Source organism: Klebsiella sp. GG_Kp146 (genome assembly GCF_040061975.1).
GTDB classification, from domain to species: Bacteria; Pseudomonadota; Gammaproteobacteria; order Enterobacterales; family Enterobacteriaceae; genus Klebsiella; species Klebsiella quasipneumoniae.
Map to the genome: position 1 here is coordinate 267,696 of NZ_JBEAHA010000002.1, position 18,058 is coordinate 285,753.

Here is an 18,058-nt window from a genome sequence, read left to right on the forward strand (position 1 = left end):
TTAGTTTAACCCGTTTTCTGCCGTAACTTTACAGGAATATCGCTGAATGCGAGCATCCTTCCATAAAAACCATAAAATAATGATGGGCTTATTGTTTTCCCGCGTCAGGCCGTCACCAAACGTCAGCGCACAAATGGCCTGTTGAAAGCGCTTGCAATGCACTATAGCTCTTTTACCATTGGTCACACACACTGCGTTAAGCGATTCAGGATATGACTATGGCTTTTACACCTTTTCCTCCGCGTCAGCCTTCCTCTTCCGCTCGTCTGCCGTTAACGCTGATGACCCTGGATGACTGGGCGCTGGCGACAATTAGCGGACCGGACAGCGAAAAATATCTGCAGGGGCAGATTACCGCCGATGTGAGCAGTCTCACCGATGCCCAGCATCTGCTTGCCGCCCACTGTGACGCCAAAGGCAAGATGTGGAGCAACCTGCGCGTATTCCGCCGCGACGGCGGCTTCGCGTGGATTGAGCGCCGCAGCCTGCGCGACGCGCAGTTGACCGAGCTGAAAAAATATGCCGTCTTCTCCAAAGTCACCATCGCCGCCAACGACGATCTGGTTCTGCTGGGGGTGGCCGGCTTCCAGGCGCGCGCCGCGCTGGCGCCGCTGTTCGCCGCCCTGCCCGACGCCGCGACGCCGGTGATTAGCGAAGGCGCCACCAGCCTGCTGTGGTTTGAACACCCGGGCGAACGCTTCCTGCTGGTGACCGATGTCGACACCGCCAATCGCGTCACCGACGCGCTGCGCGGCGAAGCGCAGCTCAACAACAGCCAGCAGTGGCTGGCGCTGAATATTGAAGCCGGTCTGCCGGTTATCGACAGCGCCAACAGCGGGCAGTTCATTCCGCAGGCCACCAACCTGCAAGCGCTGGGCGGTATCAGCTTCAAAAAAGGGTGCTATACCGGCCAGGAAATGGTCGCCAGGGCGAAATTCCGCGGCGCCAATAAGCGCGCGCTGTGGACGCTGTCAGGTACCGCCAGCCGGGTGCCGGAGGCCGGAGAAGATCTGGAGCTGAAGATGGGCGAAAACTGGCGCCGCACCGGTACGGTGCTTGCGGCGGTTCAGCTGGATGATGGCCAGCTGCTGGTGCAGGTGGTGATGAATAACGATATGGAGCCGGACAGCGTGTTCCGCGTGCGCGACGATGCCGGCAGCCTGCGCATCGAACCGCTGCCCTATTCGCTGGAAGAAGCTTAACCTCATCCCTCGGCAGTTGCCGGCTGGCGGCGCAAGCGGCTGAGTCGGGCGACCAGGCCGCAGAATTTCGTCGCCACGATAAGCGTGGACGTGGCCAGGATATGCAGCAAGGAGCCCCTTACGGGGCTCTTTTTTTATCCGTGTTGACCGACGTAGAGATAGATCGCCAGGAAGTGACACACGCTGCCGCCGAGCACGAAGCCATGCCAGATAGCGTGGTTATAGGGAATGCGTTTGCAGACGTAGAAGATGACCCCGAGCGAGTACACCACCCCGCCGACCGCCAGCAGCGTCACGCCGCCCACCGCCAGCTTTACCGCCAGCTGATAGACCACGATAAGCGACAGCCAGCCCATGGTCAGATAGGTCACCAGCGACAGGATTTTAAAGCGGTGCGCGATGGTCAGCTTAAACAGGATCCCCAGCAGCGCCAGGCTCCAGATGACGATCATCAGCCCCTTCGCCAGCGGCGAGTTCAACCCTACCAGCAAAAACGGCGTATAGGTCCCGGCGATTAACAAGTAGATGGCGCAGTGGTCGAACTTTTTCAGCCACTGTTTCGCCCGCTGATGCGGGATCGCGTGATAGAGCGTGGAGGCGAGAAACAGCATAATCATGCTGCCGCCGTACAGACTGTAGCTGGTGATCGCCGTCGCGCTGGCGTTAGTGTCCACCGCCTGCACCAGCAAGAGCACGAGGCCGACGATACCGAACACCAGCCCGATCCCGTGACTGATGCTGTTGGCAACTTCCTCTGCCAGAGAATATCCCTGAGTGATTAATGGTTTGCGCACCATATTTGACTCCGTGAAAACAAGAACGCTTTCATTGCCCACTTAGGGTAACTGAGAATGATTCCAGTGAACACCTGTTAGCTAAAATAAAACGATGTATATTTGTAAACACATTAAAATCATAAAGTTACATTTTTATTTCAACTCACAGCTGTTCATGATTATCTTAAAGCGTTTTGAATTCAATGACATAAAACTGGTTCTCGCCAGGATAGATGTCGCTGATGACCTGACGCAGCTGCCCGAGGGTCATATTCTCCTGTTGAGCATGCTGGTCGGTCAGCGTGTCGAGAGTCACCGTCGAGGTCGCGGTCACGGTCACGGCGATGGTGCAAAAATAGCCGTTGTCTTCATAGCGCCCGACGCGCAGCACATCGCCGGGCTTAAAGTGCGACTCCGCCGCATCGCGAATGGTGATCGTTTTGCGCCCGGCGAGGATGTCCTCCTGAAAGCGCTGAAAAAAGGTAATGTCATTGGCCTGCATGATATAATTCCGTCTTGGTCATTATGAATTGTGAGTTCGCCACTGTGAGTATGTTCTCCCACGCCGCTGTCGCCAGTCTCAATAATCTTGAGATGATGGTCTACCACTACGTCATTAAGAATCGTGACAAAGTGATGTACATGACCATCCGCGAACTGGCCGAAGCCGCCGGCGTCTCCACCACCACCGTGTTGCGCTTCTGCCGCAAACTGCAGTGCGAGGGCTACTCTGAATTTCGCGTGCGCTTTAAATTATATCTTGAGCAGAACGAGCCTCAACAGGCAAATATCGGCGCCAGCGAAATCATGAGTTTTTTTAAAAGCGTTAATAATGACGAGTTCGATGAATTACTCGAGCAGGCCGTCGATATTATTCTCGCCTCCGAACGTATTATTTTCGTCGGCGCAGGCACCTCGGGCGCGCTGGCGAAATATGGCGCCCGCTTCTTCTCCAACGTCGGGAAATTTAGCAACCATATTGACGACCCCTATTTTCCGGTGACTAACGATATGGCCCGTAACGCGCTGGCGATCGTGCTTTCCGTCTCCGGCGAGACGGAAGAGATCCTGCGCTTCGCCAGCCAGTTCAGCCTGCACCGCTGCAAGGTGATGTCCATTACCAGTCACGAACACTCGCGGCTGGCCAAACTGGCCGATTTCAATCTCTCCTGGCACGTGCCGCAGACGCGCATTGGCGGTGTCTACGATATTACGACGCAAATTCCAGTGATCTATATTCTCGAAACGCTCGGACGTAAATTAGCGCGCAAAATCAGCTAAAAATAACAGCCTGTTTTTTCGATGTAACATATTACGTTTGGCGTAATTTGTTATATCGTGACATTCAATTTCACTTTGCTAGACTCGAGAGCAATAGTTATTAGAGAGATTAGCCAGGATGAAAAAATTAACCCTTCCGAAAGATTTTTTATGGGGCGGCGCGGTTGCCGCGCATCAGGTTGAAGGCGGCTGGGATCAGGGCGGCAAAGGCCCGAGCATCTGCGACGTACTGACCGGCGGGGCGCACGGCGTGCCGCGTGAAATCACCCACCAGGTTGAAGCCGGCAAATATTACCCCAACCACGAAGCGGTGGATTTCTACGGCCGCTACAAAGAAGACATCAAACTGTTCGCCGAGATGGGCTTCAAATGCTTCCGTACCTCCATCGCCTGGACCCGCATCTTCCCGCAGGGCGACGAGACCCAGCCGAATGAAGAGGGGCTGAAGTTCTACGACGACATGTTCGACGAGCTGCTGAAGTACAACATCGAGCCGGTGATCACCCTCTCCCACTTCGAGATGCCCCTGCACCTGGTGCAGCAGTACGGCGGCTGGACCAACCGTAAAGTGGTCGATTTCTTTGTGCGCTTCGCCGAAGTGGTCTTCGAGCGCTATAAGCACAAAGTGAAATACTGGATGACCTTCAACGAGATCAATAACCAGCGTAACTGGCGCGCGCCGCTGTTCGGCTACTGCTGCTCCGGGGTGGTTTATACCGAGCATGACAACCCGGAAGAGACCATGTACCAGGTGCTGCACCATCAGTTCGTCGCCAGCGCGCTGGCGGTGAAAGCGGCGCGTGGTATTAACCCGGACATGCAGGTCGGCTGCATGCTGGCGATGGTCGCCCTCTACCCTTACTCCTGCAAACCGGAAGATGTGATGTTTGCTCAGGAGTCGATGCGCGAGCGCTACGTCTTTACCGACGTTCAGCTGCGCGGTTACTATCCGAGCTATGTGCTGAATGAGTGGGAGCGCCGCGGCTTCAACATCAAGATGGAGGATGGCGACGCGGAGATCCTGCGCGAAGGCACCTGCGCTTATCTTGGCTTCAGCTACTACATGACCAACGCGGTGAAAGCCGAAGGCGGCACCGGCGACGCCATTTCCGGCTTCGAAGGCAGCGTGCCGAATCCGCACGTCAAAGCCTCCGACTGGGGCTGGCAGATTGACCCGGTCGGTCTGCGCTATTCCCTGTGTGAATTGTATGAGCGCTACCAGAAGCCGCTGTTTATCGTCGAGAACGGCTTTGGCGCCTACGACAAAGTCGAAGCAGACGGCAGCATCAACGATGACTACCGCATTGACTACCTGCGCGCCCACGTCGAAGAGATGATGAAAGCCGTCACCTACGACGGCGTCGATCTGATGGGCTATACCCCGTGGGGCTGCATCGACTGCGTCTCCTTCACCACCGGCCAGTACAGCAAACGCTACGGCTTCATCTACGTCAACAAACACGACGACGGCACCGGCGATATGTCCCGCTCGCGCAAGAAGAGCTTCAACTGGTACAAAGAGGTCATCGCCAGCAACGGTGAGAATCTGTAATTGACTGCCCTCTCCCGGCCGGGAGAGGGCAAATCGCTTATCCGCCAGACACTTCTTTACAGCTTTACCATTGCCAAAACGCGTTCGCCCGATAAGATAGGCCTCGTGAATATTTGAGGCGCTCATGATTAAGCGACAACGCAAAGCCATTCTTTTTGTCCTCCTGGCCTGTCTGGTGGTGCTGGTCTGCACCGCCCAGCGAATGGCCGGGATGCACGCGCTGGTCATGAATCTCGCTGCCGACAGCCCGTCGCTACAGCAAACCCAGGAAAAGGCCGACGCGCCGGTCACGCCGTGCGAGCTCAGCGCCAAGTCGCTGATGGCCGTCCCGCCGATGCTGTTCGAAGGGGCGCTGTTGGCTATCACCCTGCTGCTGGCGGTGCTGGCGGCGATCCCGCCGCGTATCGAACGCCAGTGGCCTCCCCGCGTTATCTCCCCGCCCCGATTGCGGGTGCATCTGCGATTATGCGTCTTCCGTGAGTGAGTGATTTTCCTGACAGTTCAGGTTAATTCATCATTTATGGAGCAAATTTATGTCTATGTTATTCAGGCGACTACTGGTCTGCCTGCTTTGGCTATGGCTGCCCTTCAGCCAGGCCGCCGACAGCGGCTGGCTACGCGCCGCTGATAATCAACACGCCAGCGTGCGCCTGCGGGCGCAAACCGAGAGCAATGGCGATACCCGCCTGCTTTTAGACGTGGCGCTGGAAAAGGGCTGGAAAACCTACTGGCGCTCGCCAGGGGAAGGCGGCATCGCGCCGGCTATCGCCTGGGGCACGCCGCTGGCGGTTGACTGGCGCTGGCCGACGCCGCAGCGTTTCGACGTTGCGGGCATTTCCACTCAGGGGTATCACGGCGACGTCAGCTTCCCGATGATCCTGCGCGGGAAGATACCGCCGACGCTCAGCGGCGTACTGACATTATCCACCTGCAGCAATGTCTGCATTCTCACTGACTATCCCTTTTCGCTGGATATGACGGTCCCGCCAGGGGAGAGTTTTGCCTACGATTACACCCGTGCGATGGGCACGCTGCCGCTGCGCGATGGCCTGACTTCGCAGCTGAGCGCCAGCTACGTCAGCGGCAAACTGACGGTGACCGCCCGCCGTGATGCCGGCTGGCAGCAGCCAGCGCTGTTTATCGACAGCATGGAGGATGTCGATTTCGGCAAGCCGAGCTTTACCACCCGCGGCGATACGCTGACCGCCAGCGTGCCGGTCACCGACAGCTGGGGCGAAGCGGCGCCGGATCTACGCGGTAAAACGTTGTCGCTGGTGCTGGCGGATAGCGGCCAGGCGCAGGAAAGCCAGCTCGCTATCCGCGCAGGCAGCGCCGCGCCGGGAGCGGCGTTAGGCTGGGTGCTGCTGATGGCGCTGGCCGGGGGGCTTATCCTCAATGTGATGCCCTGCGTCCTGCCGGTGCTGGCGATGAAGCTCGGCTCGCTGGTGCAAACCGAACATCGCGAACGCGGCGCGGTGCGCCGACAGTTCCTCGCCTCGGCGTGCGGGATCGTCGTCTCGTTCCTGGCGCTGGCACTGATGATGACCGCGCTACGCCTGGGTAATCAGGCGCTCGGCTGGGGGATCCAGTTTCAGAACCCGTGGTTTATCGGCGCCATGGCGCTGGTGATGGTCCTGTTCAGCGCCAGTCTGCTGGGGCTGTTCGAAATCCGCCTCTCCTCCACCGCCAGCACCTTCCTCGCCACCCGCGGCGGCAACGGCTTAATGGGCCATTTCTGGCAGGGCGCCTTCGCCACCCTGCTGGCGACGCCCTGCACCGCGCCGTTCCTCGGCACCGCCGTGTCGGTGGCGCTGGTGGCGCCGCTGCCGCTGCTGTGGGGGATTTTCTTCGCCATGGGGGTCGGCATGAGCCTGCCGTGGCTGCTGATCGTCGCCTGGCCGGGGCTGGCGCAACGCCTTCCGCGCCCAGGCCGCTGGATGAATCATCTGCGGGTGGCGCTGGGGGTGATGATGCTGGGCTCGGCGCTATGGCTGGTCAGCCTGCTGACGATCCACATCGGCCGTACCCCGGTGCTTACCCTGCTGGTGATACTGACCGTAGCCCTGCTGCTGGCCACCGCCTGGCGCTACCGCTGGCGGACAGCGCTGCGCGCAGGGGCTCTGGCCATCGTGGTGGCCGGCGCCGTCGCCTTTGTCTCCCGGCCTGACGGCGAGGGCCCGCGCCGCGACCGGGTTAACTGGCAGCCGCTCAGCGAGCAGGCTATCGCCAGCGCCCTGGCGGAACATAAGCGGGTGTTTATTGATGTCACCGCCGACTGGTGCGTGACCTGTAAAGCCAATAAATACAACGTGCTGCTGCGCGATGACGTCCAGCAGGCGCTGTTAGCGCCGGACGTGGTCGCCCTGCGCGGCGACTGGAGCCGCCCCTCCGCCACGATTAGTCAGTTTTTAACCGACCGCGGCAGCGCCGCGGTGCCGTTTAACCAGATTTACGGACCGGGATTGCCGCAGGGAGAGATCCTGCCTGCGCTGTTAGATCGCGAACACCTCCTCGCCACCCTGTCCGCCGCCAAAGGAAACTAACATGAGAGCTATCACCGCCTTATTACTGCTGTGCGTATCCGCCTTCAGCTTCGCCGCCCCGGCGGAAGAACCACCAGCAAACGGTAATGACCAGCTGGCGCAGCTGCTGTTTAACGATCCGAACAGCCCGCGCACCGGCGCCAAAGCGCCGAAGCTGACGATCGTCTCGTTTACCGATTACAACTGTCCTTACTGTAAACAGTTTGATCCGATGCTGGAAAAAATCGTCCACGATAACCCGGACATCCAGCTGATCGTGAAGCTGCTGCCGTTCAAGGGGCAAAGTTCGGTCAATGCCGCCAAAGCGGCGCTCTCTACCTGGCGCCAGCAGCCCGATAAGTTCTGGGCGCTGCATCAGCGGCTGATGGCGAAAAAAGGCTATCACGATGACGCCAGCATCGCCGCGGCGCAGAAGAAAACCGCCACCGACAGCGTCAGTCTCGATGACAAGACCATGGATTCGCTGAAGATGAACCTGATTTTGTCGCAGGTGCTGAATATTCAGGGCACGCCGGCGACCATCATCGGCGATCAGATGGTGGCCGGGGCGATCCCTGCTGACGAACTGGAGGGGCTGGTGAAAGAGCAGCTGGCGAAAGCCCGTGGCCAGTAAGCTCCGGCGCTGGCTGCGCGAGCTGGCGGTGTGGCTGCTGATTGGCGCGGCGGTAGGCCTGGCGGTGGATTATTTTCGCCAGCCCGCGCTGCCGCAAAACTTCGGCGCCACATCGCTGCAAACCCTCGACGGTAAAACGCTGGATCTGCATGCCATGAGCCAGCAAAAGCCGCTGCTGCTGTACGTCTGGGCGACCTGGTGCGGGGTCTGTCGCTACACCACGCCGTCGGTGGCATCGCTTGCCGCCGATGGCGGCAATGTGCTGACCGTGGCCCTGCGATCCGGCGATAACGCCGCGCTGGAGACGTGGCTTGCCAGAAAGAAACTGGCGCTGCCGACGGTGAATGACCCGAGCGGCCAGCTGGCGCGGCAGTGGGACATTCGGGTGACGCCAACGCTGGTGGTGATTTATCGAGGCGAAGTGAAGTCGGTCACCACCGGCTGGACCAGCGGCTGGGGAATGCGTCTACGGCTGTGGCTGGCCTCCTGGTAGGCCAGCCACTTTACCGGACTTTATGCCGGGTGGCGGCTACGCCTTACCCGGCCTACCGTTCGCCTTACCCCCATGCCCGGCAAACGCAGCGCCGCCGGGCAATTGACATCAGCGGGTTATTTACCGCCCGCCAGTTCGAGGAAACTGCCCGTCACATAGGACGCTTTGTCGCTCAGCAGCCAGGCAATGGCCTGAGCGACCTCTTCCGGCTGACCGCCGCGCCGCATCGGCAGCGAATGCTTCACCCGATCCACGCGCCCCGGTTCGCCGCCGGAGGCGTGCATCTCGGTATAAATCAGCCCAGGGCGCACGCCATTTACCCGGATCCCCTGCGCCGCCACCTCCAGCGCCAGCCCGGTGGTCAGGGTATCCACCGCCCCTTTCGACGCAGCGTAATCAACATATTCTCCCGGCGAGCCAAGGCGCGACGCCGCCGACGACACGTTAACTATCGCCCCGCCCTTGCCGCCATGCTGATGCGCCATGCGCTTGACCGCCTCGCGGCAGCAGAGGAAATAGCCGGTCACGTTGGTCGCCAGCACGCGGTTAATGCGCTCGGCGCTCAGGCTCTCCACCGTACACTGGGTAAAGAGGATCCCGGCGTTGTTGACCAGCGCCGTCAGCGGCTCGCCCATGCGGTCAATCGCCTCAAACATCGCCATCACCTGCGCTTCATCACTGATATCCGCCCGCAGCGCCGTGGCTTTGCCGCCGGCGGCAACAATGGTATTCACCACCTCGGTGGCAGCGTTAATATTGTGATGATAATTGACCGCGACAGTATACCCTTCCTGCGCCAGCAGCAGCGCCGTCGCCCGGCCTATTCCGCGGCTCGCGCCGCTAATCAGTGCTATCCCCATGCTTCTCTCCCAAAAAATAAAGGCGCCGCAGCGCCTTTAAAAGTATAGCTAATTCCGTACGTTACTGATATTCGCTCATCGGCACGCAGGAACAGAACAGATTACGGTCGCCGTACACGTCGTCCAGGCGTTTCACCGTCGGCCAGTATTTGTTGTGCAGACCCGCCGGGAATACCGCCAGCTCGCGGCTGTACGGATGGTTCCATTCCCCAACGATCTCACCCTGGGTATGCGGCGCGTTCACCAGCGGGTTGTCTTCCAGCGGCCATTCACCGGCTTTGACGCGGTCGATTTCCGCGCGGATCGCCAGCATCGCGTCGATAAAGCGGTCCAGCTCCACCTTGCTTTCCGATTCCGTCGGCTCAACCATCAGCGTACCCGCTACCGGGAAGGACATGGTCGGCGCATGGAAGCCAAAGTCGATCAGGCGCTTGGCGATATCCAGCTCGCTAATGCCGGTCTCTTCTTTCAGCGGACGAATATCGAGAATACATTCGTGCGCCACGCGACCATCGCGACCGGTGTAGAGCACCGGGTAGGCGTCTTTCAGACGGGTAGCGATATAGTTGGCGTTAAGGATCGCGTTCTGGCTCGCCTGCTTCAGCCCTTCCGCGCCCATCATACGGATATACATCCAGCTGATCGGCAGGATGGACGCGCTGCCGAACGGTGCAGCGGAAACCGCGCCCTGACGGGTCAGCATCCCTTCAATCTGCACCACGCTGTGACCCGGCACGAACGGCGCCAGGTGCGCTTTCACGCCGATTGGGCCCATACCCGGGCCGCCGCCGCCGTGCGGAATGCAGAACGTTTTATGCAGGTTGAGGTGCGAAACGTCAGCGCCGATAAAGCCCGGAGAGGTGATCCCGACCTGGGCGTTCATGTTGGCGCCGTCAAGGTAAACCTGGCCGCCGAACTGGTGCACGATCTCGCACACTTCGCGAATGGTCTCTTCATATACGCCGTGGGTCGACGGATAGGTGACCATGATGCAGGAGAGATTCGCCCCCGCCTGCTCTGCTTTTTCACGCAGGTCGGCGAGATCGATGTTGCCGTTTTTGTCGCACGCCACCACCACCACCTGCATACCCGCCATCTGCGCGGAAGCCGGGTTGGTGCCGTGCGCGGAGCTTGGGATCAGGCAGATATCGCGATGGCCTTCGTTGCGGCTCTCGTGGTAGTGGCGAATCGCCAGCAGGCCAGCATATTCGCCTTGCGCGCCGGAGTTCGGCTGCATGCAGACGGCGTCATAGCCGGTCAGTTTCACCAGCCAGTCGGAAAGCTGAGCGATCATCTGATGATACCCTTCCGCCTGCTCTACCGGGCAGAACGGGTGCAGCTCAGCGAACTCCGGCCAGGTGATGGGGATCATCTCCGCCGCGGCGTTCAGCTTCATGGTGCAGGAACCCAGCGGGATCATCGCCTGGTTCAGCGCCAGATCTTTACGCTCCAGGGCGTGCATGTAGCGCATCATCTCGGTCTCGCTATGGTAGCGGTTGAACACCGGATGGGTGAGGATCGCATCGTCGCGCAGCATCGCCGCCGGGATGGAGCGGCTGTCCAGCGCCACGTCTTTATCCAGGGTATCGATGTCCAGACCATGATCGTCGCCGACGATGGCGCGGAACAGGTTGAGCACGTCTTCGCGGGTGGTCGCTTCATCGAGCGTAATGCCCACCGCGCCGTGAATATCGCTGCGCAGGTTAATCTGCAGGGCTTCGGCACGCGCCAGCACCGCGGCTTTATCCGCCACTTCCACGCACAGGGTGTCAAAGTAGTGGGCATGACGCAGCTTCAGCCCTTTCTTCTGCAGGCCATCGGCCAGAATGTCGGTCAGGCGATGAATGCGGCCTGCGATACGTTTCAGACCCGCCGGGCCGTGGAATACCGCGTACAGGCTGGCGATGTTTGCCAGCAGCACCTGCGAGGTACAAATATTGGAGTTCGCTTTCTCGCGGCGGATATGCTGTTCGCGAGTCTGCATCGCCATGCGCAGCGCGGTATTCCCCGCCGCATCTTTCGATACGCCGATAATCCGGCCCGGCATGGAGCGTTTGAATTCATCTTTCGCCGCGAAGAAGGCCGCGTGCGGGCCGCCATAGCCCATCGGCACGCCGAAGCGTTGGGCGGAGCCGAAGACGATATCCGCGCCCTGCTTGCCCGGCGCCGTCAGCAGCACCAGCGCCATAAAGTCGGCAGCGACGCTGACAATCACTTTGCGCGCTTTCAGCTCGGCGATCAGTTTGCTGTAATCGTGGATTTCGCCGGTGGTGCCCACCTGCTGCAGCAGCACGCCGAAGACATCCTGGTGATCGAGCACTTTGTCGGCGTCATCGACGATCACGTCGAAACCGAAGGTTTCCGCACGAGTGCGCACCACGTCCAGGGTTTGCGGATGGACATCGGCGGCGACGAAGAAACGGTTGGCGTTTTTCAGTTTGCTGACGCGTTTGGCCATCGCCATCGCTTCGGCGGCGGCGGTCGCTTCATCGAGCAGCGAAGCGGAAGCAATATCCAGCCCGGTGAGATCCAGCGTAACCTGCTGGAAGTTGAGCAGCGATTCCAGACGGCCCTGGGAGACTTCCGGCTGGTAAGGGGTATAGGCGGTATACCAGCCCGGATTTTCCAGCATGTTGCGCTGAATAACCGGCGGCAGCTGCACGGCGGTGTAGCCCATGCCGATGTAAGACTTGAAGCGCTTGTTGCGACCGGCGATCGCCTTCAGCTCTGCCAGCGCGGCGAATTCGGTTGTCGCGTCGCCCACCTGCGGTGGGGTCGCCAGCTGGATATCCTGCGGCACAATCTGGCCGATCAGGGCGTTAAGCGAATCCGCGCCGACGGTCTTCAGCATCTCTTGCTGCTGCTGAGCGTCCGGGCCAATGTGACGTTCGATAAAGGCGTCGCGGTTTTCAAGCTGACTTAAAGTCTGAGTCATGAGCGATGGTTCCTGAAACGTGCGGTGAATCGTGATTGTCTGACTGGTTTGCCCGGCAAACGCTGATGCTTACCGGGCCTGAATACGCAAAATCATGCGCGCGGCAGGAAGCCAACGCCCCTGCAGCGTGAAGGATGAGACGTATTTATTCGTCTTCTAACAGAGCTTCATAGGCGGTCGCATCCAGCAGCGCGGCAACCTGCGCTTCATCGCTGGCTTTGATTTTGAAGATCCAGCCATCGGTGTACGGGTCGCTGTTGACCAGTTCCGGCGAGTCGTTCAGCTCTTCGTTAACGGCAACGATTTCACCGCTGATCGGGGCATAAATATCGGAAGCCGCCTTCACGGATTCGGCAACCGCGCAATCGGCGCCCGCTTCAACGGTGGCGCCCACTTCCGGCAGATCAACGAATACCATATCGCCCAGCAGCTCCTGCGCATGCTCGGTGATCCCGACGGTATAGGTGCCGTCCGCTTCTTTACGCAGCCACTCGTGTTCTTTGCTGTATTTCAGTTCTGCTGGTACGTTGCTCATCAATTCATCTCCAAAAAAGGGAAATCACACAATGGCTTTGCCATTGCGTACAAAACCAGGTTTAGTCACTTTTACCGGCATTTCACGGTTACGAATTTGCACCACCGCGGTGTCGCCAATCCCGGCCGGCACGCGAGCCAGCGCGATACTGTAGCCCAGGGTCGGCGAGAAGGTGCCGCTGGTGATAATGCCTTCTTTTTGATTACCGTCGCTATCGGTAAAACGTACCGGCAGGCCGCCGCGCAGGACGCCTTTCTCGGTCATCACCAGGCCAACCAGCTGTTCGGTGCCCTTTTCACGCTGCATCTCCAGCGCTTCGCGACCGATAAAGTTACGATCCGCCGGTTCCCAGGCAATAGTCCAGCCCATATTCGCCGCCAGCGGAGAGACGCCTTCGTCCATCTCCTGGCCATACAGGTTCATCCCGGCCTCCAGGCGCAGGGTATCGCGCGCGCCGAGACCGCACGGCTTAACGCCAGCGTCCAGCAGACCGCGCCAGAAATCCGCCGCCTGCTCGTTCGGCATGGCGATTTCATAACCCGCTTCGCCGGTATAGCCGGTGGTGGCGATAAACAGCTCACCGGCCTGCACGCCGAAGAACGGCTTCATACCTTCCACGGCCTGACGCTGCGCATCGGTGAACAGCGTCGCCGCCTTCGCTTTCGCCTGTGGACCCTGGACCGCGATCAGCGACAGATCGTCGCGAACGATGATTTCAAGGCCGTAAGGTTCAGCTTGTTCGGAAATCCAGGCGAGGTCTTTTTCGCGGGTGGCGGAGTTAACAACGAGGCGGAAATAATCTTCAGAGAGGAAATAGACAATCAGGTCGTCGATGACGCCGGCGGAGGCGGTCAGCATGCCGGTGTAGAGCGCTTTGCCCGGGGTGGTGAGCTTCGCCACGTCGTTGGCCAGCAAATAGCGCAAGAAATCTCTCGTCCGGCTGCCGTGGAAATCAACGATGGTCATATGCGACACATCGAACATGCCTGCGTCGCCGCGCACCGCATGGTGCTCATCAATCTGGGATCCGTAATGCAGCGGCATCATCCAGCCATGGAAATCCACCATGCGCGCGCCGCACAGCGTGTGTTGTTCATACAACGGAGTCTGTTGAGCCATCTTTTCCTCATCGAATAAAACGGAACCAGCCACGAGATTGTCGGCGATTTTTCGCCACGAAATGGGGCGTCGGCATCGCTGACGGACACCGACGCAAACGTTCTCTTTTGCCTGAACTTACCACCGAACCCGGCGCTAAACCATAAGCTCATTCAGGGCATCACATTAGCTTATGACTAAAATCCGCCGAAAAGCCTACAGAGTTATTGACTGGAAAAAAGCGATTTACGCCACATAAAATTAACATTACAGCGGCTAACATTAGGGAATGATGGTGTTTTATGCGATTTTATAGCCCTAATTTCTTTAACAAAAAAAAGGACGCATTAATAAATCTAATGCGAAAAAAGAGGTGAAATTAGAATATTTCAAATGAGGGGGAAAACCCGGCGCGCAGGCCGGGTGAAAGAAGTGTGACGCGGTTAACGTAACCAGGCAGGCAGATCGTTGAGGCCCATCGCCTGGCGAATCAACTGCGGTTTCACGCCCGGCAGCGTATCGGCCAGTTTCAGCCCCATGTCGCGGAGGAACTTCTTCGCCGGATGGCTACCGGAAAACATGTCGCGGAAGCCCTGCATACCCGCCAGCATCAGCGCGGCGCTGTGCTTGCGGCTGCGCTCGTAGCGGCGCAGATAAAGATGCTGGCCGATATCTTTGCCCTGGGCGTGCAGACGCTTCAGTTCGTCGATAAGCTCGGCCGCATCCATAAAGCCGAGGTTGACGCCCTGCCCGGCCAGCGGGTGGATGGTATGCGCGGCATCGCCGACCAGCGCCAGGCGGTGGGCGGCGAACTGGCGGGCATAGCGGCCGGTCAGCGGGAAGACTTCACGTGCGCTTTCCAGCTGGCAGAGGCCAAGGCCATTATCGAAGGCGATATTTAACGCCTGGTTAAAGGTGGCTTCATCAGCCTCCTGCATCCGCTGCGCCTCCGCCGGCGACAGCGACCAGACGATCGAGCACAGGTGCGGATCGCAGAGCGGCAGGAAGGCGAGGATCCCGTCGCCATGAAATACCTGGCGCGCCACCGCCTGATGCGGCTCAGCGGTACGGATAGTCGCCACCAGCGCGTGATGATGGTAATCCCAGAAGGTCAGCGGAATATCGGCTTTATTGCGCAGCCACGAATTCGCCCCATCGGCGCCGATCACCAGACGCGCGGTGAGCATGCTGCCGTCCTGCAGGCTGAGAAAGGCCTCATTTTCGCCCCACGCCACCTGCTGCAGTTGCGCAGGCGCCAGCAGGGTGACGTCGGCGCAGCGCTGCGCCTTCTGCCACAGCGCATAATGCACCACGGCGTTTTCAATAATATGGCCCAGATGGCTGAAGCCCATGCTCTGGTCATCAAAGCTAATGCGGCCAAAGCTGTCTTTGTCCCACACATCCATTCCGTGATAGCAGCTGGCGCGTCGGGCAACGATCTCGCGCCAGACGTCCAGCTTCGTCAGCAGCTTTTCGCTGGCGGCGTTTATTGCCGACACGCGCAGCGCCGGCGGCGCATCATCGGCCAGCGGCTGCGGCTCCGCTTTCTCCAGCACCGCGACGCGCAGGCCGCTGCCCTGTAAACCGCAGGCTACCGCCAGCCCCACCATTCCACCGCCAACAATGGCAACATCAACACTTTGCACGTTCTACTCCTTAACGGGGAACCCAACCGAGGGTACGCTGCGCCAGCGCATCGCGCGCCGGGGTAAATAATTCCATGGCCATCAGACCGACATTGCGCCCCACCACCAGCGGCGCCCAACGGTTGGCAAACAGATGCACCAGCCCATCGGTCACGCCGATGGTGGCGGCTTTATCCCCTGTTCTGCGCGCCTGATAGCGACACAGCAGCGGATAATGGCCGACATCTTCGCCGCTGAGATGGGCGTCAGCGAGCAGCTCCGCCAGACTCATCACATCGCGCAGGCCGAGATTAAAGCCCTGCCCGGCAATCGGGTGCAGCGTCTGCGCCGCGTTACCAACCAGCGCCAGGCGGTGCGACACCGCGCGGCTGGCGGTGGTGAGGGCCAGCGGATAGACGCTGCGCTTCCCGGCGTGGGTAATGCGCCCCAAACGCCAGCCGAACGCCTGCTGCAGCTCCTGACAAAAGCGTTCGTCAGACCAGCTCAGCACCTCGTCGCGGCGCGACTGCGGATGACACCACACCAGCGAGCAGCGCCCTTGCGACATCGGCAGCATCGCCAGCGGGCCATGCTCGGTAAAACGTTCGAAAGCGCGGCCTTCGTGGGGCAGCGCGGTGCTTACGTTGGCGATAATCGCCAGTTGCTCATAGGGCTGCTGTTGCCAGCTGATGCCGCAGCGGGCGCCCAGCGACGAACGCGAACCGTCCGCCGCCACCAGCAGCTTGCCGCTGATCGTTTCGCCCCCGTCAAGGGTAAGGCTGACGCTCTCCTGGCTGCGGCTGACCGCTGCCACCTTCGCCGGGCAATGCAGCGTCACGCCCGGCGCCTCGCGCAGCAGGCTAAACAGTCGCTGGCCGACATCGTGGAGTTCAACCACCTGACCCAGCGCCGGCAGGCGATAATCCGCCGCCGCCAGATTCACAAAACCGGCATGGCCGCGGTCGCTGACGTGTACCCGCTGGATAGCCGTCGCCCGCTCGGCGAGACGTTGCCAGACACCGATGCGCGCCAGCTGCTGGCAGGTGCCGGCGGCCAGGGCGATCGCCCGGTCGTCGAAGCCGGGATGGCGAGCCGACTGGGGATCCTGCGCCTCAATCAGATGGACCGGCAGCGCGCCGCCGGTCAAACGGGAGATGGCCAGGGCGAGCGTCGCCCCGGTCATCCCGCCGCCGACGATCAGCACGCTCATGACTGGCGCGCCGCCGCCATCAGCGCTTCGATCTCATCCGCCTTCTTCACCACGCCGGCGGTGAGATTTTCGTTGCCGTCTTCGGTAATGACGATGTCATCTTCAATACGGATGCCGATGCCGCGGTACTGCGCCGGCACGTCGGCGTCGGCGGCGATATACAGCCCCGGTTCGACGGTCAGCACCATCCCCGGCTCCAGGACGCGAGAACGGTCGGTGTCGTAGTGACCGACATCGTGTACATCCAGCCCCAGCCAGTGGCTCAGACCGTGCATAAAGTACGGGCGGTGGGCATTGTTGGCGATCAGCTCGTCAACCTCGCCTTTGAGGATCCCCAGCCGCACCAGGCCGGTGATCATAATGCGCACCACTTCCTGGTTCACCTGGCAGATTGAGGTGCCCGGGCGATAGAGTTCCAGCGCGGTCTCCAGCGATTCCAGCACGATATCGTAGATTTCGCGCTGCGGCTGGCTGAATTTGCCGTTCACCGGGAAGGTGCGGGTAATGTCGCCGGCATAGCCGCGATACTCGCAGCCGGCGTCAATCAGCACTAAATCGCCGTCGCGCAGTTCAGATTCGTTTTCGGTGTAGTGCAGAATGCAGCCGTTTTCGCCGCCGCCAACGATGGTGTTATAGGAGGGGAAGCGCGCGCCGTGGCGATTGAATTCATGGAGAATTTCGCCCTCCAGCTGATACTCGAACATGCCAGGGCGGCATTTTTCCATCGCCCGGGTATGGGCCAGGGCGCTGATCTCCCCGGCGCGGCGCATCACGGCCAGCTCTTCCGCGGATTTGAACAGGCGCATCTCATGCACAATGGGCCGCCAGTCGATCACCGAGTTCGGCGCCTGCAGGTTCTGCCGCGAGCCTTTGCGGAGTTTTTCGAGGGCGTTGAACACAATCTCATCGGCATAGGCATATTCGCCCTGGGCAAAATAGATAGCGTCCAGACCGTTGAGCAGCTGATACAGCTGCTGGTTGATTTCGCTGAACGCCAGCGCCCGGTCAACGCCCAGCTTCGCCGGCGCGGCCTCCTGGCCCAGACGGCGACCGAACCAGATCTCAGCGGTCAGATCGCGAACCCGGTTGAACAGCACGCTATGGTTGTGGGTTTCATCGCTTTTAATCAACACCAGCAGCGCTTCCGGTTCGTTGAAGCCGGTGAAGTACCAGAAATCGCTGTTCTGCCGGTAGGGATATTCCGAATCTGCACTGCGCACCGCTTCCGGTGCGGCGAAAATCAGCGCCGCGCTGCCTGGCTGCATCTGCGCCAACAGCGCCTGGCGACGCGAGAGAAATTCCTGCTGAGTCATGACGCCCCCTGAACGAATTTTA

Annotated in this window: 16 protein-coding genes; 7 read left to right on the forward strand and 9 right to left on the reverse strand. The window is 60.0% G+C overall.

Annotation, left to right across the window (positions count from 1 at the left end; all coding sequences use genetic code 11):
• The first annotated feature begins 218 nt into the window (after positions 1-218).
• Entirely contained in the window at positions 219-1,202 is a 984-nt protein-coding gene (ygfZ, locus tag ABLU95_RS03625; RefSeq protein ID WP_101977706.1) for a tRNA-modifying protein YgfZ, read from the forward strand.
• Positions 1,203-1,336: 134 nt separating this feature from the next.
• Here the strand turns inward: ygfZ and ABLU95_RS03630 are convergent, their stop codons facing one another.
• Both ABLU95_RS03630 and yqfB read right to left on the reverse strand, forming a co-directional pair.
• Positions 1,337-1,999, reverse strand: a complete 663-nt coding sequence (locus ABLU95_RS03630; RefSeq protein WP_065883827.1) for a hemolysin III family protein — start codon at positions 1,997-1,999, stop codon at positions 1,337-1,339.
• 163 nt (positions 2,000-2,162) lie between these two features.
• Positions 2,163-2,480, reverse strand: coding sequence for a N(4)-acetylcytidine aminohydrolase (gene yqfB / locus ABLU95_RS03635; protein WP_348878828.1), 318 nt, complete (start codon positions 2,478-2,480; stop codon positions 2,163-2,165).
• Between the two features lie 50 nt (positions 2,481-2,530).
• Between yqfB and ABLU95_RS03640 the strand changes: the two genes are divergently transcribed.
• The 6 genes from ABLU95_RS03640 to ABLU95_RS03665 all read left to right on the forward strand — a co-directional run bounded on the left by ABLU95_RS03640 (position 2,531) and on the right by ABLU95_RS03665 (position 8,460).
• Complete coding sequence (locus ABLU95_RS03640) at positions 2,531-3,259, forward strand: MurR/RpiR family transcriptional regulator (RefSeq protein ID WP_032454033.1); 729 nt, start codon at positions 2,531-2,533, stop codon at positions 3,257-3,259.
• 118 nt (positions 3,260-3,377) lie between these two features.
• Entirely contained in the window at positions 3,378-4,811 is a 1,434-nt protein-coding gene (gene bglA, locus ABLU95_RS03645; protein ID WP_086074972.1) for a 6-phospho-beta-glucosidase BglA, read from the forward strand.
• A 124-nt stretch (positions 4,812-4,935) separates the two neighbouring features.
• Positions 4,936-5,295 (forward strand): hypothetical protein, encoded by a 360-nt coding sequence (locus ABLU95_RS03650; RefSeq protein WP_048335259.1) that lies wholly within the window; start codon positions 4,936-4,938, stop codon positions 5,293-5,295.
• Between the two features lie 49 nt (positions 5,296-5,344).
• Positions 5,345-7,354: a protein-disulfide reductase DsbD domain-containing protein gene (locus ABLU95_RS03655; RefSeq protein WP_218810594.1), complete on the forward strand. Its 2,010-nt coding sequence runs from the start codon at positions 5,345-5,347 to the stop codon at positions 7,352-7,354.
• 1 nt (position 7,355) lies between these two features.
• Positions 7,356-7,967: a thioredoxin domain-containing protein gene (locus ABLU95_RS03660; RefSeq protein WP_023290975.1), complete on the forward strand. Its 612-nt coding sequence runs from the start codon at positions 7,356-7,358 to the stop codon at positions 7,965-7,967.
• Positions 7,957-8,460, forward strand: coding sequence for a protein disulfide oxidoreductase (locus ABLU95_RS03665; protein ID WP_086074970.1), 504 nt, complete (start codon positions 7,957-7,959; stop codon positions 8,458-8,460). The genes ABLU95_RS03660 and ABLU95_RS03665 overlap by 11 nt, the downstream gene beginning before the upstream one ends.
• 116 nt (positions 8,461-8,576) lie before the next feature.
• Here ABLU95_RS03665 and ABLU95_RS03670 read toward each other — a convergent pair whose 3' ends face one another.
• The 7 genes from ABLU95_RS03670 to pepP all read right to left on the reverse strand — a co-directional run bounded on the left by ABLU95_RS03670 (position 8,577) and on the right by pepP (position 18,036).
• The gene (locus tag ABLU95_RS03670) at positions 8,577-9,320 is read right to left on the reverse strand and encodes an SDR family oxidoreductase (RefSeq protein WP_023290977.1); all 744 of its coding nucleotides are present in this window, start codon (positions 9,318-9,320) and stop codon (positions 8,577-8,579) included.
• A 61-nt stretch (positions 9,321-9,381) separates the two neighbouring features.
• Positions 9,382-12,255 (reverse strand): aminomethyl-transferring glycine dehydrogenase, encoded by a 2,874-nt coding sequence (gene gcvP / locus ABLU95_RS03675; RefSeq protein ID WP_023290978.1) that lies wholly within the window; start codon positions 12,253-12,255, stop codon positions 9,382-9,384.
• Positions 12,256-12,400: 145 nt separating this feature from the next.
• Positions 12,401-12,790, reverse strand: a complete 390-nt coding sequence (gcvH, locus tag ABLU95_RS03680; RefSeq protein WP_023290979.1) for a glycine cleavage system protein GcvH — start codon at positions 12,788-12,790, stop codon at positions 12,401-12,403.
• 24 nt (positions 12,791-12,814) lie between these two features.
• Positions 12,815-13,909, reverse strand: coding sequence for a glycine cleavage system aminomethyltransferase GcvT (gene gcvT, locus ABLU95_RS03685; RefSeq protein WP_348878832.1), 1,095 nt, complete (start codon positions 13,907-13,909; stop codon positions 12,815-12,817).
• A gap of 422 nt (positions 13,910-14,331) precedes the next feature.
• On the reverse strand, positions 14,332-15,534 hold the full coding sequence (gene ubiI / locus ABLU95_RS03690) for an FAD-dependent 2-octaprenylphenol hydroxylase (protein ID WP_218810593.1): 1,203 nt from the start codon (positions 15,532-15,534) through the stop codon (positions 14,332-14,334).
• A gap of 10 nt (positions 15,535-15,544) precedes the next feature.
• Positions 15,545-16,723: a 2-octaprenyl-6-methoxyphenyl hydroxylase gene (gene ubiH, locus ABLU95_RS03695; RefSeq protein WP_218810592.1), complete on the reverse strand. Its 1,179-nt coding sequence runs from the start codon at positions 16,721-16,723 to the stop codon at positions 15,545-15,547.
• The gene (gene pepP / locus ABLU95_RS03700; RefSeq protein WP_004205299.1) at positions 16,720-18,036 is read right to left on the reverse strand and encodes a Xaa-Pro aminopeptidase; all 1,317 of its coding nucleotides are present in this window, start codon (positions 18,034-18,036) and stop codon (positions 16,720-16,722) included. The genes ubiH and pepP overlap by 4 nt, the downstream gene beginning before the upstream one ends.
• Positions 18,037-18,058 lie beyond the last annotated feature (22 nt).